This is a genomic window from Asticcacaulis sp. P2_B1 (assembly GCF_056404915.1).
Map to the genome: position 1 here is coordinate 1 of NZ_JBFUDD010000013.1, position 20,388 is coordinate 20,388.

Here is a 20,388-nt window from a genome sequence, read left to right on the forward strand (position 1 = left end):
CCGCAGGCCAATCTGGCTGAGCATATCGCCCTGGCGAAACGCTGCGATGCCGCCGGCGCCGACCTGGTCGTCTTCCCGGAACTCAGCCTGTCGGCCTACACGCTCGACGACCTGTTCCTGCAGGAAACCGTCATCGATGCCGCGCGCAGCGCTTTCGAAGACCTGATCGCTGCCACCAAGGGCCTGCGGCCGATCCTGTTGGCCGGCGTGCCGCTGCGCATCGGCGACGATTTGTATAATTGCGCCGCCGTCATCCATGACGGTCATTGCCTGGGCCTTGTGCCCAAGACCTTCCTGCCCAACTACCGCGAATTCTACGAAAAGCGCTGGTTCGCCACCGGTTTCGACCTGACCGCGTCATCGCTGGAAGTCAAGGGCGAGTCCGTGCCGGTCGGCGTCCACCTCATTTTCCGCGCCGCCAATGCTCCTGCCTTCACCTTCGCGGTCGAAATTTGCGAAGACATGTGGTCGCCAGTGACGCCGTCGACGCGCCTGGCCTTGAGCGGCGCCAACCTGATCGCCAACCTATCGGCCTCACCCGTCACGGTGGGTAAGTCGCGCACGCGCAAACGCCTGTGTGCCGCCACCTCGGAACGTCTGTTCTGCGCCTATGCCTTCAGCGCCTCGGGCCCCGGCGAATCGACGACGGACCTCGCCTGGGACGGCCAGTCTCTGGTCTACGAACTGGGCGACTTGCTGGCGGAGGGCGAACGTTTTTCGTCGGACACCCTCACCCTGGCCGATGTCGATGTCGATCGGATCGCCGCCGAGCGTGTGCGCACCGGCACCTTCAAGGATTCGCGCCGTGGCCAGGATATCGCGCCACAGATCGTCACTTTCGACCATACGCCCCACGGCCTGAGCGATTTCCAACGCCACGTGCCGCGTTTCCCCTTCGTGCCGGTCGAGCCGGAGCGCCTCGACGAGGACTGCTACGAGGCCTTCAATATCCAGGTTCACGGTCTGATGCAGCGCCTGGAATCAAGCCATACCCAGAATGTCGTCATCGGTATTTCCGGCGGGCTCGACTCGACCCATGCGGTGATCGTGGCCTGCAAGGCCTTCGACCGGTTGGGCATTCCGCGCCAGCAGATCCACGGCTACACCATGCCGGGTTTCGGCACGACCACGGGTTCGCGCAACGACGCCCTGCGTTTGATGAAGGCGCTTGGCATCTCATCTGAAGTCCTCGATATCCGCCCGGCGGCGCGCCGCATGCTGCTCGACATCGACCACCCGTTTTCGCGCGGCGAAAAGGTCTATGACGTCAATTTCGAGAACGTCCAGGCCGGCCTGCGCACCGATTTCCTCTTCCGTCTGGCCGGTGAAAAACGCGGCTTTGTCGTCGGCACCGGCGACCTGTCGGAACTGGCGCTCGGCTGGTGCACCTATGGCGTCGGCGACCATATGAGCCATTACAATGTCAATTGCGGCGCGCCCAAAACCCTGATCCAGCACCTGATCCGCTGGGCGGCGCGCAAGGAATTCGACGCGAAAACCGGCCGTATCCTGCAGTCGGTATTGGATCGCGAAATCTCGCCGGAATTGGTGCCGGTCGAGGACGGCAAGCTGCAAAAGACTGAAGACAAGGTCGGGCCTTATGAGTTGCAAGATTTCTCGCTGTTTTACATCACGCGCTACGGCCTGAAACCGTCGAAGGTCGCCTTCTTGGCCTATTTGGCGTGGAAGGACGCGGCCGCAGGCGACTGGCCTGCCGATTTTCCCGAACACAAACGCCGGGCCTACGATTTGCCGGAGATCAAAAAGTGGCTGGGGGTCTTCGTCACGCGCTTCTTCTCGATGTCGCAGTACAAGCGCTCAGCCGTGCCCAACGGGCCGAAACTGATCTCCGGCGGAGCGCTTAGCCCGCGCGGCGACTGGCGCATGCCGTCGGACGCCAAGGCAACGATCTGGCTTGAGGAACTGCGCGCCAACGTACCGGATTAGATACCGGTGAGGTCGACGACGATCGTCCGGTCGGCCACGCGGACCTCCGGGACGTTTTCCAGCGAGAACAGTAGGTAGAAGCTTGCGCCTTCCTTGGGGCGGATGTCGAGCAGGTCGCCGGCGCCGAAATTGTCGACATTGGCCACCTTTCCAACCTCGGCACCGGTGGTATCGATCACCGTCATGCCGATCAGGTCGGTGATGTAATATTCGTCCTCGTCTGGCTCGGGTAGTTCGGCGCGGTCGACATAGAGTTTCAGCCCCATGATCTTGTCGGCGGCCGTGCGGTCAGGCACGCCTTCGGCGCGCACCACCAGGCCGCCCTTGTGCTCGCGTGCTTTGGTGACGACCAACGCCGGTTGGCCCTTGTCGTCGAGCAGGGGGCTGTATTCGAGCACACTGAACGGGTCGTCCATAAAGCTCAGCAGCTTGAATTCGCCTTGCAGGCCGACGGCGGCGCTCACCTGGGCGACAAGGATAAGATCGGGTTTGGTCATGCGAAATCCATATACAGAAAAAGGCCGGGATTCGCACCCCGGCCTTTAAACCAATTATGCCGTTACGACATTTCTTAAGCTCAATCGCCGCATGGCTCCTCGCATAAGCTCGGGCGGGCGCTTGCCCGCTGCCAACGGCTATGAGTCAACTCATCCACCGTTGGTATTATTCCGAAGCGGGAGTCTCTTCGGCGGCAACCTCTTCAGCAGCGGGCGCCTCGGCAGCCGGCTCTTCAGCCGGGGTTTCTTCGACGACCGGGGCGTTCTTGGCGGCTTCGGCTTCAGCCTTGGCGGCAGCGGCCGCATCGGCGGCTTCCTGCTTGGCGGCGGCTTCGGCGTCGATACGGTCCTGTTCGCGTTGCGCGCGCTCGGCGGTGCGTTCCTGGGCCTTCTTGTGTGGCAGGCCCTTCTTCGGGTTGTTGCCGTGTTCCCACTTGACCAGGCCTTCTTGCGCCAGGAAGCGCGCGACGCGGTCGGTCGGCTGGGCGCCCTTCTTCAGCCATTCGGCGATGCGTTCGGACTTCAGGGTCACGCGTTGCGCGTCCTTCGGCAGCATCGGGTTATAGGTGCCGACCTTTTCGATGAACTTGCCGTCGCGGGCAGCGGTCGCATCGGCGATGACGATGGTATAGTAAGGGCGCTTCTTGGAGCCCCCGCGGGACAGACGAATCTTAAGCATTTGATATTCCTTTAAAAAGCTTATTTCTTGGTTGGATCGAAAGGTTTGGATCCCGGAAGACCGGGCAGGCCGCCGAAGAGGCCCGAAGGGGGTTTGCCACCGAGGCCGGGAAGACCACCCGAGGGGCCGGCGCCGAGGTTTTTCAGTTTGTCGAGGTCGATACCGCCGGGACCGCCAGCGCCACCCAGCGCTTTTGGATCGACGCCCATCTGCTTGGCCATCTCGGCCATATTGGGTTGAGCGCCGCCACCCATGCCGAACATCTTGGCCATGGCGCCCATCTGGCCGCGGCCATTGGAGCGTGACATCGCCTTGAAGGTGTCGGCCATCTGGCGGTGCTGTTTCAGAAGGCGGTTGATTTCGGAGACATCGACGCCGGCGCCGGCAGCAATGCGGCGCTTGCGCGAGGCATTGAGCAGGTCGGGCTTCTTGCGCTCGATCTTGGTCATGGAGGAGATGATCGCCACCTGACGGTCGAACGTCTTGTCGGTGATGTTCGATTCCTCGATCTGTTTCTTGACCTTCTGGACGCCAGGCAACAGGCCCATAATGCCGGACATGCCGCCCATGCGCTTCATCTGGGTCAGCTGGTCTGAGAGGTCGTTAAGGTCGAACTGACCCTTGGCCATCTTGCGCGCCATGGCCTCGGCCTTGGCGGCATCTAGTTCCTGGGCGGCCTTTTCGACAAGGGCGACGACGTCACCCTGGCCCAGGATACGGCCGGCGATACGGCGGGCGTCGAAGACGTCGAGGGCATCGACCTTTTCACCGGCGCCGAGATATTTGATCGGCAGGCCGGTAACGGCGCGCATCGACAACATGGCGCCGCCGCGGCCGTCGCCGTCGGCCCGCGTCAGGATCAGGCCGGTCAGCGGCAGGCGCTCATGGAAGGCGGTGGCGGTGCGGACGGCGTCTTGACCGGTCAGGCTGTCCGCGACCAGGAAGGTTTCGGTCGGGTTGGAGATTTTCGCAATCTCGGCCGCTTCCGCCATCATGGCTTCGTCGAGCGTGGTGCGGCCGGCGGTGTCGAGGATCAGGACGTCATAGCCCTGAAGCTTGGCCGATTGCAAAGCGCGGCGGGTAATCTCGACAGCGCTTTGACCGGCGACGATCGGCAGGACGTCGACACCGACCTGTTCGCCCAGCAGCTTCAGCTGCTCCATGGCGGCCGGACGGCGGGTGTCGAGCGAAGCCATCATGACCTTCTTGCGGTCGAACTTGGTCAGGCGCAGGCCCAGCTTGGCCGAGGTCGTGGTCTTGCCGGAGCCTTGCAGACCGGCCATCAGGATGACGACGGGCGGATTGGCGGCCAGGTTGATGGCCTCGGGCTCTTCGCCGCCCAGCATCTCGATCAGGCCGTCATAGACGATCTTGACCACCTGGTCGGCGGGACGGACGGCCTTGATGACCGCTTCGCCGGTGGCCATTTCCTTGGCCCGGGTCATAAAGGTGCGGACGACCGGCAGGGCGACGTCGGCTTCGAGCAGGGCGACGCGGACCTCGCGCAGGGCCTCGTCGACGTCCTTTTCGGACAGGACGCCGCGTCCGCTCAAGCGGTCAAACAAACCCGACAGACGGTCGTTCAAGCTGTCAAACATAGTCGCGTACCATTCCTTTGACCGCGCCGTTAAAAGACCCCGTGACAAAAACAAAAAACCCCCGTGGGCGCTACGCGCTGACGGGGAGCCTTCCAACCCCTGTCTGAAACTGTGTTCAGGGTCATGGTTGCAAAGGGTTTTTGCTGGGGCGCCTCTTGCGGAGCGCGGATGTGGCGGGTTCTTTGGCGCAAAAGGGTGGTGGAGTCAAGGCCGGGGTGGGCCAGCCGTGAAAGATCGTCGGCGCTATGCAGTAGTCAGGCCCGCTGCATAAGCGAAAATTTCGTTGAATTTGTTCATGTTTTAGGAATTAGTGCAGTGGTCGGAAAACGGTAATAGGGTGCAGGTCGAAAGAGGAGCTAATCCTTTCAAGTCTCCAGATGATCGATCAGGCGGACGAGCAGGCCTTCGAGCTGGGTGCGTTCGGCGGGCGAGAAGACGGCAAGGGCGTTGCTCTGGGCGGCTTCGAGCTTGAGGCCGACCGCGGTGAAGCGGGTAAAGCCTTCGCCGGTGAGGTGGACCAGGTGGGCGCGGCGGTCGGTGGGATGGCGGCGGCGTTCGACCCAGCCGTCTTTTTCCAGGTAATCGAGAAACAGGACGATCGACGACTTCTCGATGCCGGAGATCTGGCTGAGTTGCACCTGTGTTAGGTCGTTTTGGGCATAGAGGCTGGCCAGGACGACGACATGGCCCATGTTCAGCGGCGTACCGTCAAGCACCGCCGCCATCCGCGTGCGGAACAGGCCGTGGGCGGTTGCCAGCAGATAGCCCATCGCCTTTTGGTGCTGGCGGATAACCTTGTTTTCGATCTCGCTCATCACCCAACGCTTAAAGGTTAAGGCTCCGACGGTCAATATAACATGGGGCTTGTAGATTGTCTAATATTAGACTATCTATATAGCAACGTTTGGCCCCCAGCCGGAGATTTTCTCATGTGGCGTCGTTTGTCCGCGGCCTTGTCGCTGTTCCTGCTCAGTCCCCTGATTGCCGAATATCTGCTGGGGTCGCTACCCATGGCGATGATCGGCATTTTGCCCTTGATGGCCTTTATGTACGGCTCGGGCGCTATCCTGATCCGCGAATGGGCCAGACGGACCGGCCACGGCTGGCCGTCGATCGTGCTGCTGGCCACGGCCTATGGCCTGCTGGAAGAAGGTTTCGTCACCCAATCCCTGTTCAATCCCAACTATCTCCATCTGCGCCTGCTCGATTTCGGCTTCTTACCCATCCTGGGCACCGCCCTGCCGTGGTTGGTCTTCGTCGTCAGCATTCATGTGGCCTGGAGTATCAGCGTGCCGATCGCACTGACCGAAACCCTGTTCAAAAACCAGCGCGAAACGCCATGGCTGGGCAAAATCGGGCTCGGCGTCTTCACCGTCCTGTTCCTCATCGGCTGCGCCTTGATCGCCATATTCAGCTATAAGCAGGTGCCATTCCTGGCGACGCCGGCCCAGTTCGGCGTTACCGGCGCCGCCATCCTCGCCCTGATCGTCGCCGCCTTTATGTGGCCGAAACGTAATGAGGTCACGGACGGCAAAGCGCCATCTGCCATCATACTGTTCCTGGCGTCTTTGGGCGCCGGATCGGCCCTGATGTTGCTGCAGCAGTTCGCCGGTCCAAAAGCGCATTGGAGCTGGCAGGCCTGCGTCGGCGCCGCCGTCGCGCTCGAATTTGCCTTTGTCGCCTTCATGGTGCTGTTCACCCGCGGCAAGGCATGGACTGACGTGCAGCGTTTTGCCCTGATGGCCGGCGGACTGTTCGTTTATGTCTGGGTCGGCTTCGGCACCGATATCGACCTGCACGGCGCCGCCGATCTTCCCGCCCACGCCGTCATAGCGGGTGTGTTCGTCATCCTGTGCGCCTGGGCCGGCTTCGTCTCGGCGCGCAGATGATAACCGCGGTTTAGTAAACCTTTAAGGCGTAGCTGTTAACCCTGTTGATAATGATTCGATCCGATTCCGGGGACGGGCGCCAATGTTTCAATTTCTCGACACCATCAATGTGCGCATGAGCATAGCCGGCCGCATGCGGTTGCTGGGCGTGCTGATGATCGTACCGGTCGCCATTACCGGCTGGCTGCTCTACCAATCGCACATGGAAACCATCAATTTCGCCAAAAGCGAATATGCCGGGGCGCAATATCTCGGCGCCCTGTGGCCGGACATGATGGCCGGGGCGTCGGGAGGGGCCGCGGCCGACGCGACGGAACTGACCAAGGTCGCGCAGGCCAATGCCGCCATGGTGCCGGCCGCCGATACGGCCGCTTTGTCGGGCAAGTCCGGCGACGAACTGCTGACGGCCACCAATACTGTGTTCGCCGCCGTCACCGACAAGTCGAAATTAATACTCGATCCCGATCTCGACAGCTATTACATGATGGACGCGATCACCACCAAGCTGCCGGCCGTCCTGCTGGCGGCGCACGGCCTGCACGCCGCACCGACCTCCGAAATCGCCGGCGTCACCTTCGATAACGCCGTAGCCGCACTGCAAGATTCGCTGAACAAATCCGGCCAATATGGCAAGAGCGGCAAGCTGAACGGCGACACCCAAGCTGCCTTGGACGCCGTGATGGTGTCGGCCGGAACTTTCCGGAGCGATGTAAGCAGCTATGACGTTTTCACCAAGACCGTCGACGCTTTGTTCACGCCCGGCAATCGCGACCTGGCGGCGATGCAGAAGCTGCGCGCCGACAGCAATACGACGCGGATGATCGGAGAACTGGCTGCCGCCTTGGCCGTTTTGGCCGGCACCCTGGCCCTGACCCTGTCCGTCGGCACCGGCCTGTCGCGCCGCCTGAGGCTCCTGTCCGGCCTGATGCAGTCGCTCAGCAAGGGCGACACCCAAGGTGACGTGCCGTATCAAGGCGATCGCTGTGAGACCGGCGTCATCGCCCGCACCCTGCTGACCTTCCGCGATAACCTGCGCGAAGCCGACGAGATGCGTAGCACCCAGCAACAACTGGAACTGACGGCCAGCGAAGCACGGCGAACCGCCATGATGGACATGGCCGACCGCTTCGAATCGTCGATGCTGAGCATTGTCGACAATCTCAGCGGCTCGACCCAGTCCTTGAGCGAAACGGCGACCCAACTCAGCCGCAATGCCGAGGAAACGCGCAGCCGCACCCAGGGCGTGGCCCAATCCGTCGACGCCGCCAGCGCCAATGTCCAGTCGGTCGCCGGCGCCACCGAGGAAATGTCGGCCTCGTCGCACAGCATCGCCGACCAGGCCGAACGCGCGGCCCTGGCTGCCGATGCCGCCGCAGCCAAGGCCAATGAAACCACCGAACGCGTCGTCGCCATGACTCGGGCCGCCGAAAGCATCGGCAGCAGTATCGCGATGATTACCGACATCACCTCGCAGACCAACCTGCTGGCGCTCAATGCGACGATCGAGGCGGCACGGGCCGGTGAAGCCGGGCGCGGCTTCAATGTCGTGGCCACCGAGGTCAAGGCCCTGGCGCAACAGACGGCGCGCGCGACCGAGGAAATCAGCCGCCAAGTTAAAGGCGTTCAGGAAGCGACGGCTCAGGCGGCCGACGCCATGACGGCGATCGCCGAAATGGTGGTGGGATTGCGCGATATCTCAACGGCTATTTCCGAGTCGGTGACCCAGCAATCGGCCGCTGTCGGTGAAATCTCACGCTCGACCGCCGAGGTGGCGAGTTCCACCGGCGACATCAGCGGCGCCGTCGACGACGTGAATGCCACCGCGACCCAGACCGGCGCCCAGGCGCGGGCGGCTTTGCAGGAGATCCAGCATCTCAGTACGCAGACCCGGACCTTGAAGGACACCGCGGTCGAGTTTTTGCGGACGGTGCGATCGGCATAGGGGCGGGGCTCCGTCCTCAAGATTTGGATTGCTGGCTTCGGGTCGTGGTCCGGCTGATAGCGCCAGGCTAATCCCGTTGCGACAGCAGCCCCCTCCGTCGCGGACCGCTCGGGCGGCCCCGTTCGTTTGCGAAGAGCAAACGAGCGCCGCGCCACCTCCCCCGTTTCGGCGCGTAGCGCCTCACAAGGGAGGAGAAATATTCAAATAAACCTGTTGAACGGCAAGGCCACCAAAGCCGCCTGTTGCCATGGAATATCGAGCGCCTTGATCGAGACGCGGGCATTGGCGGCCAGGGCGTGGCGCATCTCCGGCGAGCGGGTCAGTTCCAGCAAGGCGCGCGTGGCGGCGTCGAGCTCCGGCTCGGCCCAGATCTGCTCCGGATCGCTTTCCAGCCCGCTATAGGGTCCTTCCGGATCGTGCACCGGCGTCATGCCGGCCGCCACCAGCCAGCTATTGTCGGCATGCATGAAATCGGTATTGCCCGACCAATCGGTGGCGATAACCGCGACGCCGGCCGTCATGGCCTCGGCCAGGGGCAGGCCGAAGCCTTCCGACCGGTGCAGCGAGATCAAAATATCGAAGGCCGAGATAAAGGCCGCCATGTCGCGATCGTCGAAGCGGTCCTGGACGAGCCGGATATCGTCGCGTTCGCCGGCCACGGCCAGCAGGCGTTGTTCGGCCGCGGGGTCGCCGCTCAGGTCGCTGACCTTGCAGGTCAAGCGCGCCGTCGCTACCGACTCGGGGAAGGCCGCCAGCCAGGCATCGGTAACGCCCCACGGGTTCTTGCGCACGGCCGAGGATTTGGTGTCGAACAGGCACAACACCTCGCAGACGCCCGTTTGCAAGCCGAATTTCTGCCGCGCCTGGTCACGGTGTAGCAGGGTTTGTGCCGACATGGCCGGCACGGGATGCGGCATGATCCGTATGCGGACGATCAAGTCGTCGCGGCCGCCGGCGGAAAAGGCCGTCGCCAGGGCGTCACGGACGAACCGGCTGGGGACCCAGATTTCGTGCAGATAGTCGGCGACGAACAGCCAGTCGGCCGGCGCCTTCGGCGTTTCCCACGCCCAATAGCCGATACGGTAGCGGTCGAGCCACTGGGCCGGATCGTGCGCCAGCAGGGCGACCAGGACTTCAGGCGCATTGGCGTGAATGAACCATACCCCGCCCGTGCCGGGCAGGACGGCTTTTTGACCGAGGATCTGTTTGAAGCACGGCCGCAGGTCATGTTCGATAATGTCGTAGCCGGCGGTCCTGATCGCCTGGGCCGTCAACTGCCCGCCGCGCCCGATGCCCGAACTCTCGTTGAAAAAGCCGGAGACGACAAAATCGCCCGGATGCGGCCGCTCAGCCGCCCCGGCGGTCGTCCAGCCGCCGCTGCGCACCTTACCCAGAAGGGTGAGGGCGCCATGAATCAGGGGAAGGCGATATTTGAGAGGTAGGTGCCTGAGGCCCAGCATGGAGTCGGCGTTTACAGCCCCAGCCAGCGGCGGCGTTGCGTCCAATAGGATTTGAACTGGTCGGCCTGGGCGGCGTCTTCGAAGGTCACGACCTTGACCAGGTGGTCGCCGTGGGTGTCGGAACGTACGGAAATGGCGTCGGCGTCCTGGACGGCTGCGGCTTCGACGAATTTGAAGAAGGCGCCGAAGAAGGCGTCAGATTCGGAATCGGTATTTACGTCGAATTCTAAACTGACCACGCTCTCACCTCACTTTATCGCCCAAGGACCGCATAATGGAACGCACTAAGCCCGACAGCCGCAACCGGGTCGATGCGGAAGCCGACACGATATTGTCAGATTTCTGCAAAAACCTGTGCACTGCACAATAAACTAATGAAGCCTAAAACCGGCCGCGAGTCAAAAAGAATAAACACTTGTTTAAGACTCACGGCCCGGATCACGCCATTGTGTGGCTTGTCCCGCCTAGGTGACAGCCCTGTCATCACATTTTTAGGTGCTGAGGCCGCACAGGCCTCCTCGCATGGGCTCGGGCGCGCAGTCGCGCTTTCCAAGGCATGAATGCCTTGGAGATTCGTTCAGAACGCGGAGGAACGCGTCTGGACCGAGGCGACCGTGCTAGGCCGCGTCGGAGGACGGTGCGCTCTTGACCTTGAGTTGTTCGGGCAGGAGCAGCTTCTTGATGTTGCGCGCGGCCTGACGGATGCGATGCTCATTTTCGACCAGGCCAATGCGGACATAGCCTTCGCCATATTCGCCGAAGCCAAGACCGGGCGCCACGGCGACGTGGGCTTCTTCGATCAGCAGCTTGGCGAATTCGATCGAACCCATATGCTCGAACTTGGTCGGGATCTTGGCCCAGGCGAACATCGAGGCCGGTGGCGGCGGGATGTCCCAGCCGGCGCGCTTCATCGAATCGATCAGCACGTCGCGGCGCGATTTGTAGGTGGCGCGGATCTCGGCGACATTGTCCTGGGGGCCGTTGAGAGCGGCGGCGGCGGCGACCTGGATCGGCGCGAAGCCACCGTAATCGAGATAGGACTTCACGCGGGCAAGGGCGGCGCAGATCTGGGCATTGCCGACGACCATGCCGACGCGCCAGCCGGCCATGGCATAGGTTTTCGACAACGAATTGATCTCGACCGACCGTTCCATGGCGCCTTCGACCTGGAGCAGGGACGGCGGCGGGTTGTTGTCGAAATAGATTTCCGAATAGGCGATGTCCGACAGCACGATCAGGTCGTGTTTGCGGGCGATGCGGATGACTTCCTTATAGAAGTCGAGATCGACCCATTGCGCCGTCGGATTGGACGGATAGGACACGATCATCACCGACGGCGCCGGCACGGAATGTTTGACCGCACGTTCGATGCCGGAAAGGTATTGCTCCGGCGACAGGGCCGGCACGTGGCGAATAACGCCGCCGGCCATCAGGAAACCGAAGGCGTGGATGGGATAGGCCGGATTGGGGCATATGACCGTGTCGCCGGGCGCCGTGATGGCCATGGCCAGGTTGGCGAAGCCTTCCTTGGAGCCGAGAGTCGCCACGACCTCGGTATCCGGGTTGAGCTTGACGCCGTAGCGGCGGTCATAGTAGCCGGCCATGGCCTTGCGCAGGCCCTGGACGCCCTTGGAGACGCTGTAACCGTGGGTCTTGGGCTTCTTCACCGTCTCGACCAGCTTATCGACGATATGCGGCGCGGTCGCCATATCGGGATTGCCCATGCCGAAATCGATGACATCGACGCCTTCTGCGCGCAGCTTCGCCTTGACCTTGTTGACTTCTTCGAAGACGTAGGGGGGAAGGCGGCGGATACGATAAAAGTCGCGCATAGTCGTTGGGGCCTGAAACAAAACACTAAAGGGATGGCTCATATGCCGCATCCCCCGTCGTTTGTCATGTCACGAAATGCAAAATATTCGGAAATTTTTGCGTGTTTGTCGGATAATTTCCGACAATCTATGTTTCGACGAAGATTTTCAGGCGTTCCAAACGTTCGTCCCATTGCTGCGACATCAGGTCAAGGAAGTTGCGGGCGTCGTCGAGCCGTTTGCGCTCCAGCCGCCACAGGCTTTCACGGCCGAAGCGGGCGCAGGTGACGAGGCCGGCCTTTTCCAGAACATAGAGGTGCTTGGTGACGGCCTGACGGGTCATGGCGGTATCACGCGTCAGGCTGACGATCGATTCCGCGCCGGCGCCCAATCTTTCGACCAGGCGCAGGCGTGTTTCGTCACCAAGTGCGGCAAACAGGATGGCGTTATCGGGCAAGCCAGGCCTCGATAAGCTCCATCTGCTTTTCCCAGCCACCGCTGTCGGCTGCGAAGGCTTCGGCGCGGCGTTCGACGGGAATGGCGTTGAAACCGGATTCTGTAACGGTGAGATGGACGCCGCCCTCGACCTCTTTCAGCGCAAAGGTGATCAGGGTCATCGGCTCTTGGGAATAGTCGACGCTCTTGTCGACGGCATAGGGATGCCAGCGGAAAGAGAACAGGCTCTGCGGCACGATATCGGCGATAACCATCTCAAACGGCGTGCCCTCGTAAGGTTTCTGCATGGCGGCGACCTCGTCATTGACGACGGTGGGCATGATGCGGCCGGTCATTTTGGTGTTCGGCGTAAAGGCTGGGGCGTCGAAACGCATGCCGAACCATTGGCCGAATTCATCGGCGGTCGATATGGCGCGCCAGACGCGGCCGAGATCGGCTTTCAGGGTGACTGTCTTGACGATGGCGTCGGGGGTTTGAAAGTCTGAATGGGTCATATTGGCAACTCCTTGGTTGCATATATAATGCCGACGATGGGGATGCGCAGCCAAAAAGTTGCTTAATGGATCTGACGATTTTAAGATAGGGGTCCACAGATAAGTCAAATAAGCGCAGATTTCAGGCAATACCTTAATGCCGTAGGCTATTCTCAGGCGCGTAGCGCCATCTGGCTTACCTGTGGATCACCTTTCCTTAAGTTCCATCAGGCGCGTGGCGCGGGGTTTGAGCACCCATTCGCGGCGGTCGTTCTGCCCGGCTGCAGCGAGCTCGGGTTGGGCGTGCATCATGGCTTCAAAGCCGGCCGCATCCATCACCCGGTAACCGAAAAACCCGAGCAGGTCGGCATGCGGAGTCAGGGCTTTGGCGACCATCGCTACCTCCGCCGCCGTCAGGAAAGCGATGGTGCGCGCCGTCAGATCGACGATATGGCCGATCCGCGTCGTCGACTTGCCGGCATAGGGCGTTTGCGGCACCACGGGTATGCCAAACGCCGCATTCAGCACCGCCGGATCGCGGCAGAACGGCTCATAGCCGATGCGCGGAATGTCGGGCCAGCGCAGGATATTGTCGCGCTGGATAGCCGCCTTCCCGACCCAGGTTTCGGCATAGCGGCGCAGGACATCGTCATCGATCGTCGTCTCGTAATTCTTGACGCATGACGCGACTTGGAGGAACGGATCGGCGATCGAAAACACCGCGCGCATATCGCCGGCAAAGGCCTCACGGATGGCTGCCACGCGGACGATATTGGGCGGTGAGGCTTCGACAAAGATGGTCTTGTCGGACTTCGCCATCGCCGCCTGCCAGTGGCCGCGGATGGCGGGCCAGTCAAAGGCCTGATCCGGCTCCCAGCGTCGTTCCAGCATGATCTTCGCCACGGCCGGCATGCGCTGGCCTTCGTTATTGTTGTTCGGCGGCAGGAACCCGTCGCATTGCTGCGCCAGGTACTGCGTCATGATGGTGGTGCCGGAATTGTTCGGCGAAAAGATGAAATAGAACACGTGGAGCCCCGTTACAGGGAGCCTACTCCACCGTCACCGACTTGGCCAGGTTGCGCGGCTGGTCGACATCGGTGCCTTTGTGGACGGCGGTGTGGTAGGCCAGTAGCTGGATCGGCACCGAATAGATCAGGCCGGCGATAAAGCTGTCGCACGACGGCGCCGCCATGACTTTCAACGATTTCGCCGCGTCGCCCGACAGGGTCGGCACCTTGTGCGGCACATTGGTGATCATGATCACCCGGCCGCCGCGCGCCGCGACCTCCTGGACGTTGGAGGCTGTCTTTTCGAACAGCTCGTCATCGGGTGCGATGACCACGACCGGGGTGTTTTCGTCGATCAGGGCGATCGGGCCGTGTTTCAGCTCGCCGGCGGCATAGCCTTCGGCGTGGATATAGCTGATTTCCTTGAGCTTAAGGGCGCCTTCCAAAGCCAGCGGATACATTTCGCCGCGGCCGAGATAGATGACGTCGCGCGCCTTGCTGAGCTCGTGCGTCATACGGGTGATTTCGGCGTCCATGCCGAGCGCTTCGGCGATCAGGCCGGGGGCTTCGAGCAGAACCTGGACGTAATGGGCTTCCTGTTCGGGCGTGATGCGGCCGCGTTGGGCGGCGGCGCAGACGACCAGGGACAGCAGGGCCGAGAGCTGAGCGGTGAAGGCCTTGGTCGAGGCGACGCCGATTTCGGGGCCGGCATGGGTCGGCCACAGGACGTCGGCTTCGCGCGCCATGGTCGAAGAATGGACATTGACCAGGGCCGCGGTCTTCAGGCCCTCGGCCTGGCACCAGCGTAGGGCCGCCAGGGTGTCGGCGGTCTCACCCGATTGCGAGACGGCCAGGGCAAGGGTGCCTGGCGTCATGGCCGGCGAGCGATAACGGAATTCGGAAGCGACTTCGACATCAACCGGCAAGCCGGCGATCTTCTCGAAGGCATAGCGCGCGATCGAGCCGGCATAGTAGGCGGTGCCGCAGGCAATGATCTGGATGCGCGAGACCTGGCTGAAATCGACCGTGGCCTTGATATCGGCGCGGACGGAGCCAGCGACCGGATCGAGATAGGCCGACAGGGTGCGCTGGGTGCTTTCGGGCTGTTCGTGGACTTCCTTTTCCATGAAGTGGCGGAAGGAGCCCTTTTCCACCAGGGCGGCCGAGGCCGACACGGTGGTGATCGGGCGGTTGACCATGAAGCCCTTGGCGTCGAAGACCTCGGCCGAGGTTTTATGCAAGATGACCCAGTCGCCTTCTTCGAGATAGGTGACGCGTTGGGTGAAGGGCCCGACCGCCAGGGCGTCGGAACCGAGATACATTTCGTCGTCGCCCCAGCCGATGACCAGCGGCGAACCGCGGCGGGCGCCCAGGATGATCTCTTCCTCGCCACCAACCAGGATGGCCAGGGCATAGGCGCCGTGTAGGCGGTCGAGCACGCTCTTGAAGGCGTCTTTTACCGGCATGCCATGGCTCATGGCTTCGTCGAGCATGTGGGCGATGACTTCGGTGTCGGTATCGGAATCGAAGACGTGGCCGCGGGTTTTCAGCTCGGCCTTGATCTCGGCATAGTTCTCGATGATGCCGTTGTGGACCAGGCTGATGGCGCCGTATTTGTGCGGGTGAGCGTTGGCGACGGTCGGCGCGCCGTGGGTGGCCCAACGCGTATGGCCGATGCCGGTGACGCCGGGAATGGGCTCTTCGGCGATGACGGCTTCGAGGTTGCGGATTTTTCCGGCGGCGCGGCGTCGTTGCGGCCCGTCGGCGGTATGGACGGCGATACCGGCGCTGTCATAGCCGCGATATTCGAGGCGCCGCAGGGATTCCAGCAGGCGAGGGGCGACGTCGTAATTGCCGATAATACCGATAATGCCGCACATAATGGTCCTGTTCCCTGAATTTATCGCGTTAGGCCGCCAAGGTCAGGTTGTGTAGCAGAGAGTTTATGACCGTGTCATAAATTGCCGTGACAAAAAGTTTCAGACGATGATAAATAACGCAACAAAATCAGCTTGCAGGGCGGCAACGTCACAATCCCACACAAATATTTTACGCCATGCTGTTTAAGCTTGGCCTATAAGCCGCGCGACCGTTTCCTGCCCGTCCGTCGACAATACCAATTTCAAGAGACCCATCATGGCCAAAGATGCCCCCAAGCCTCAAGAACGCAAATATTTCGGTACTGACGGTATCCGCGGCCGCGCCAACACCTTCCCGATGACCGCCGAAGTCGCCTATCGGGTCGGCATGGCGGCGGGCAAGATGTTCATGTCGGCGACCGAACGCCGCCACATGGTCGTCATCGGCAAGGATACGCGCCTGTCGGGCTATATGATCGAACCGGCGCTGGTGGCGGGCTTTACCTCCGTCGGCATGGATGTGCGCCTGTTCGGGCCGCTGCCGACGCCGGGCGTCGCCATGATGACGCGGTCGATGCGCGCAGATTTGGGCGTGATGATTTCCGCCTCGCACAATGCCTTTGCCGATAACGGCATCAAGCTGTTCGGCCCCGACGGTTACAAACTGTCCGACGATGTCGAGCTGCAGATCGAAGCCTTGATGGACAGCGACATCATGGTCGGGGTCGCCGATCCGGCCAAGTTGGGCCGCGTCGCCCGCGTCGACGATGCGCAATGGCGCTATGTCGAAATCGCCAAGGCGACCTTTCCGCGTCACTTGCGCCTCAACGGCCTGCGCGTCGTCGTCGATTGCGCCAATGGCGCGGCCTACAAGGTGGCGCCGCTTGCCCTTTACGAACTGGGCGCCGAAGTCATCTGTGTCGGCGTTTCGCCCGACGGCATCAATATCAATGAGAAATGCGGCTCGACTCAACCTGCCGCCATGGTCGAGAAGGTCAAGGAAATGCGCGCCGATATCGGCATTGCGCTCGATGGCGACGCCGACCGCGTCGTTATCTGCGACGAACACGGCACGATCGTCGACGGCGATCAGATCATGGCTATCATCGCCGGCAGCTGGGCGCAAAAGGGCCTGTTGAAGGGTGGCGGCCTGGTGGCGACGGTGATGTCGAACCTCGGTTTGGAGCGTTTCATGGGCCAGCAGGGCCTGAAGCTTGAGCGCACCAAGGTCGGCGACCGCTATGTCATGGAAAAAATGCGCGAAGGCGGCTTCAACCTGGGCGGCGAACAATCCGGCCACGTTATCCTGCACGATCATGCGACGACGGGCGACGGCTTGATGGCGGCCCTGCAGGTCCTGGCGGTCCTGGTCGAACAGAACAAGCCGATGAGCGAGCTCGGCAAACAGTTCGACACGGTGCCGCAGGTGTTGAAAAACGTCAAATATTCCGGCGCCAATCCGATGGACATGGCCTCTGTCCAGCAGGCTATTCGCGAAGGCGAGGAACTGCTCAAAGGCACGGGCCGCGTCCTGGTCCGGCCATCGGGCACCGAACCGCTGATCCGGGTCATGGCCGAAGGCGACGATGCCGGCCAGGTCAAAACCGTGGTCAACCAGATCGCTGAGGCGATGAAGGTTTAGGCTAAATCACGATATTGAGATAGGAGCCCGGGCGCTTGAGCGGCTGGGTGGCGTCGTTTGTGGCCGCAGCTTGCGGCACAGGCGTATTGACCGGGGCGGCCTTGGCGATATCGGCGGCCGTATAGGTCGCCGGCGTCACCTTGGGCGTCGTCACCTGGTTGAAGAAGGCGCGCTGGGCCGCCAGGGCATCGGTAAAGCCGCCGGCAGCCTGAGCGGTTGCGGGTTTGGGCGCGGCCGGCTGAGGGTTCAGCATCTGCGCCAGGGAGGGTCGAATCGGTGTCGTCATGACCACGATCCTAATAGGAATCGGGTATTTAAAAGGTTAATGGCGCTTAATTGTTGGGCGTGCCCGGTGTAAAGGTGACGACGGTATTGGACTTGCTTTTCGGATCTGGCGCCAGGGTCAGGGTGCCGCCATTGACCGGAAAGCTGAACGTGCCATCCTTGCCGGGGGGGATCGTGTCGGTCTGGACAGTGACGCCCTCCGACAGCCACGCCACCATAGGCTCGCCGTCTTTCCACTTCTTGACCGTCATGATCAGCCGGAAATCGTGGTCTATGGTAAAGTCGCCATCTTCAACTTCGAAGGGCTCGGAAGGGCCTACCAGTTCGGTATTGTACTTCGCGTTCGCCTGATAATAGGTCGGCAGGTTGCTGAAGGTCGCCACCGAGCGCGCCCTAAGTATGACGTCCGGCACGGTCCAGCGCAGGAAGCATGGTGGGACCTTGTACGGTTCGGACGCGGCCTGGTTGAAGACGCACATCATGCGAAAGGGCTGGCCCAGGCTTTGAAAAGCGCCTCCGTAAAAGCCCGGCGAACCAGCCACGGCTTCAACGCGCTTGCCGCCCCAACCACTGGTGATACGATCGCTCTTCAATCGAAATGTCTTGTTGTACCTGAAGGGAATCGAGGCGATCGTGGTGCCCTTGGCCACGATGCCGGTTGTCAGGGTGACAGGCTCGTTGCGCAGGGACACGAGCGACTGCGCCCAGAACGGCAATATCGACGGCGGTAAGGTGATGGGTGCGAAAGCTATGCGACCGTCCGGCAAGGTGAGCTTTTCGAATCCAGGTGGCGGCTCCGATACGGGTGGCAGGGTGAAGGCGATGGCCTGGCGTCCGCCGGCCATGATAACGACTTCGGCGGGTGGCCTTGGCGGCGTAGCGGGTGGCACAGGTGCGGTTCCTGTGGCCGGCGCGTCCTGGGCCATTGCCGGTACGAAGCAGGCCAGAGCCGCCACCGCAAGTATCGCCGTCGTTAGTTTGAAAAGCATAAAATCCCCCTCAAGTCGTCGCGGCAACCTAACATGGYAAAATAGCGCGGCCAAGACTCAGGCTTTGCTGACCGCGAAATGAAAGAAGATTTTGCGCATTGGCGTCTGAGAGCGTCAGTTTCGCTCCATCGCGTAGATGGCAAAACGGAGACCATTGGGGGGCAATGGTCTCCGTCGCATGCCGCCGGTTTCGAGGGGGGGGGATGATCCCGGCGACGAACTTATAACCTAAACCAGTTCGAACCAAAAAGCGAGTGTTTCGCTGTATGTTTTGAATCAAGTTTCGGTGTCGAGTTCTAATTAATACTTCCTGCGGAAAATGGAAGAGTGCAGCGCAAAAAAAATCGTCTTTTCCAGCCGTTTTCCGCAATTTTCAGGGAATTTCGCGACCCTTTCACGGATTTTTGAACGCTTTCTGGTTAAGTAAAGCTTAACGATGGACCGGGTGGCGTGTGTCTCACCACCCGGCGCCATTTTTAGGCGAACAGCTTGGCCCAGCGCGGCTTGGTACGCCCTTGCCATGAACCGCGGTGATAGGCGTCCGAACCGATGAGCGGCACGACGGTGGTAGCTTCGGCAAACACCATCTGTTCGTGTGTGGTGTTGACCTTGCCCCAGGAAGCGGCCTCTTTCAGCGTCGACGAAGAGCAGGCGCCGTCGCGGACGTCGGCAACGGTGATCTGGACAGCATATTTATGCATATCGGCTTCGACGCCGAGAATTTCGGCGCATACAACCGTATCTTGTGCGAAATTCTTCGGCACGCCCCCGCCGACCATGAACAGGCCGGTGGTGCCGGCGGCGATCTTGATGTCGGTCAGTTCGCGGAAATCGGCCACGGCGTCGATCGAGACGTAGGGCTTCTTGGCGGCGATGCGTTCCTTCTGGTGCTTGACCAGGCCGAAACCGGCCGAGCTGTCGACGAAGGCCGGGCAGAAGATCGGCACGCCTTCTTCATAGGCGGTCTGGATCAGCGAGCCTGGCTTCTTGGCGTTGCCGGCGGCCAGCCACTTGCCCATTTCCCAGATGAATTCGCGCGACGAATAGGGGCGCGGCTCCAGCGAGTTGGTGATCTCGAGGATGGTGTGGTCGCAGTTCTGCAGTTCTTCTTCGTCGATATAGGTATCGTAGATGCGGTCGATATAGTTTTCGCGCAGGACATTGTCGTCGACCGGGCCGGCGGCCTGGTAGTGCTTGAAACCCAGGGCTTCAAAGAAGTCCATGTCGACGATCGAGGCGCCGGTGGCGACGACGGCGTCGATCATGCCAAACTTCACCATGTCGCGATAGACGTGCATGCAGCCGCCGGCAGAGGTCGAGCCGGCCAGGATCAGCCAGGTCGAGCAGCTCTTGTCTTCGAGCGCCATGTTGAAGATGTCGGCGGCGCGGGCGGTATCGCGCGACGAGAACGACATCTTGCGCATCGAATCGATGATCGGGCGGGCGTCGTAGGAGGTGATGTCGACATGCTCGACGGTTTCGGCGAGCAGGACGGCTTTCATGTTCGATTGGGGGGTCTCAGCGTTCATCTCTATGTTCCTGTGATGAGGATAAGGTGGACGCCCGTCATTGGCCCTTGGTCCCCCAGACGGTGCGATGGGGAGGGTGTCTCTTAAGGTGGCGGCCTATAGACTATCCGGCGGGCTTTGGCAAACCCGCTTTTTATAGCCTGGGTGTGCGACGGAATTGCGACGGGGCGGCGGCCCTTGGGCTTGCGATTAAAGGGGATGAGCTGGTCTGCACCTGATCATCAATAAAGGAAATGCGCATTTTGGCTAATTATGTACGCATATTGGATACTATAGCCAAAATGCGATGTATGCTGTCCGTAAATCTGTATATTGATCAACAGTT

The 20,388-nt window shown here is 61.4% G+C and carries 18 protein-coding genes; 4 read left to right on the forward strand and 14 right to left on the reverse strand.

The genetic code is table 11. The features are described 5' to 3' along the window. Window positions 1–1,947, forward strand: a 1,947-nt coding sequence (locus AC1DX3_RS19895; RefSeq protein ID WP_476991083.1) for an NAD(+) synthase, incomplete at its 5' end; no start/stop codon positions are given. On the opposite strand, the gene rimM is transcribed toward AC1DX3_RS19895, so the two are convergent. The 4 genes from rimM to AC1DX3_RS19915 form a co-directional block, all read right to left on the reverse strand. Continuing rightward, the gene (gene rimM, locus AC1DX3_RS19900; RefSeq protein ID WP_476991084.1) at window positions 1,944–2,444 is read right to left on the reverse strand and encodes a ribosome maturation factor RimM; all 501 of its coding nucleotides are present in this window, start codon (window positions 2,442–2,444) and stop codon (window positions 1,944–1,946) included. The two genes, AC1DX3_RS19895 and rimM, sit on opposite strands and share 4 nt — an antisense overlap. Before the next feature lie 166 nt (window positions 2,445–2,610). Further along, a complete protein-coding gene (gene rpsP, locus AC1DX3_RS19905; RefSeq protein ID WP_476991085.1) occupies window positions 2,611–3,123 on the reverse strand; it encodes a 30S ribosomal protein S16 in 513 nt (170 codons plus the stop codon). A 20-nt stretch (window positions 3,124–3,143) separates the two neighbouring features. Then, a complete protein-coding gene (gene ffh / locus AC1DX3_RS19910; RefSeq protein WP_476991086.1) occupies window positions 3,144–4,721 on the reverse strand; it encodes a signal recognition particle protein in 1,578 nt (525 codons plus the stop codon). 365 nt (window positions 4,722–5,086) lie between these two features. Next, the gene (locus AC1DX3_RS19915) at window positions 5,087–5,536 is read right to left on the reverse strand and encodes a MarR family winged helix-turn-helix transcriptional regulator (RefSeq protein ID WP_476991087.1); all 450 of its coding nucleotides are present in this window, start codon (window positions 5,534–5,536) and stop codon (window positions 5,087–5,089) included. A 114-nt stretch (window positions 5,537–5,650) separates the two neighbouring features. Here AC1DX3_RS19915 and AC1DX3_RS19920 point away from each other — a divergent pair, with 114 nt between their 5' ends. Together AC1DX3_RS19920 and AC1DX3_RS19925 are read left to right on the forward strand one after the other, a co-directional pair. Beyond that, on the forward strand, window positions 5,651–6,610 hold the full coding sequence (locus AC1DX3_RS19920; protein ID WP_476991088.1) for a hypothetical protein: 960 nt from the start codon (window positions 5,651–5,653) through the stop codon (window positions 6,608–6,610). Between the two features lie 82 nt (window positions 6,611–6,692). Then, window positions 6,693–8,552: a methyl-accepting chemotaxis protein gene (locus AC1DX3_RS19925; RefSeq protein ID WP_476991089.1), complete on the forward strand. Its 1,860-nt coding sequence runs from the start codon at window positions 6,693–6,695 to the stop codon at window positions 8,550–8,552. A gap of 200 nt (window positions 8,553–8,752) precedes the next feature. Here AC1DX3_RS19925 and AC1DX3_RS19930 read toward each other — a convergent pair whose 3' ends face one another. The 7 genes from AC1DX3_RS19930 to glmS all read right to left on the reverse strand — a co-directional run bounded on the left by AC1DX3_RS19930 (window position 8,753) and on the right by glmS (window position 15,639). Continuing rightward, window positions 8,753–10,012, reverse strand: a complete 1,260-nt coding sequence (locus tag AC1DX3_RS19930) for a glycosyltransferase (protein ID WP_476991090.1) — start codon at window positions 10,010–10,012, stop codon at window positions 8,753–8,755. Between the two features lie 11 nt (window positions 10,013–10,023). Then, entirely contained in the window at window positions 10,024–10,251 is a 228-nt protein-coding gene (locus tag AC1DX3_RS19935) for a hypothetical protein (RefSeq protein WP_476991091.1), read from the reverse strand. Between the two features lie 378 nt (window positions 10,252–10,629). Then, window positions 10,630–11,844: an LL-diaminopimelate aminotransferase gene (locus AC1DX3_RS19940; protein WP_476991185.1), complete on the reverse strand. Its 1,215-nt coding sequence runs from the start codon at window positions 11,842–11,844 to the stop codon at window positions 10,630–10,632. Window positions 11,845–11,971: 127 nt separating this feature from the next. Next, the gene (locus AC1DX3_RS19945) at window positions 11,972–12,280 is read right to left on the reverse strand and encodes an ArsR/SmtB family transcription factor (protein ID WP_476991092.1); all 309 of its coding nucleotides are present in this window, start codon (window positions 12,278–12,280) and stop codon (window positions 11,972–11,974) included. After that, the gene (locus tag AC1DX3_RS19950; RefSeq protein ID WP_476991093.1) at window positions 12,270–12,773 is read right to left on the reverse strand and encodes an SRPBCC family protein; all 504 of its coding nucleotides are present in this window, start codon (window positions 12,771–12,773) and stop codon (window positions 12,270–12,272) included. Before AC1DX3_RS19950 ends, AC1DX3_RS19945 begins: the two co-directional genes overlap by 11 nt. A 186-nt stretch (window positions 12,774–12,959) precedes the next feature. Continuing rightward, entirely contained in the window at window positions 12,960–13,778 is an 819-nt protein-coding gene (locus AC1DX3_RS19955) for a hypothetical protein (RefSeq protein WP_476991094.1), read from the reverse strand. Between the two features lie 22 nt (window positions 13,779–13,800). Beyond that, the gene (glmS, locus tag AC1DX3_RS19960; RefSeq protein WP_476991095.1) at window positions 13,801–15,639 is read right to left on the reverse strand and encodes a glutamine--fructose-6-phosphate transaminase (isomerizing); all 1,839 of its coding nucleotides are present in this window, start codon (window positions 15,637–15,639) and stop codon (window positions 13,801–13,803) included. 256 nt (window positions 15,640–15,895) lie between these two features. Between glmS and glmM the strand changes: the two genes are divergently transcribed. Beyond that, window positions 15,896–17,260 carry a phosphoglucosamine mutase gene (gene glmM, locus AC1DX3_RS19965; protein WP_476991096.1) on the forward strand — a complete coding sequence of 455 codons (1,365 nt, stop codon included), beginning with the start codon at window positions 15,896–15,898 and terminating at the stop codon, window positions 17,258–17,260. Window position 17,261: 1 nt separating this feature from the next. Here the strand turns inward: glmM and AC1DX3_RS19970 are convergent, their stop codons facing one another. The 3 genes from AC1DX3_RS19970 to AC1DX3_RS19980 all read right to left on the reverse strand — a co-directional run bounded on the left by AC1DX3_RS19970 (window position 17,262) and on the right by AC1DX3_RS19980 (window position 20,063). After that, window positions 17,262–17,546 carry a hypothetical protein gene (locus AC1DX3_RS19970; protein WP_476991097.1) on the reverse strand — a complete coding sequence of 95 codons (285 nt, stop codon included), beginning with the start codon at window positions 17,544–17,546 and terminating at the stop codon, window positions 17,262–17,264. Between the two features lie 46 nt (window positions 17,547–17,592). After that, a complete protein-coding gene (locus AC1DX3_RS19975; RefSeq protein WP_476991098.1) occupies window positions 17,593–18,534 on the reverse strand; it encodes a hypothetical protein in 942 nt (313 codons plus the stop codon). 476 nt (window positions 18,535–19,010) lie between these two features. Then, complete coding sequence (locus tag AC1DX3_RS19980; RefSeq protein WP_476991099.1) at window positions 19,011–20,063, reverse strand: 1,9-bis(guanidino)-5-aza-nonane synthase; 1,053 nt, start codon at window positions 20,061–20,063, stop codon at window positions 19,011–19,013. Window positions 20,064–20,388 lie beyond the last annotated feature (325 nt).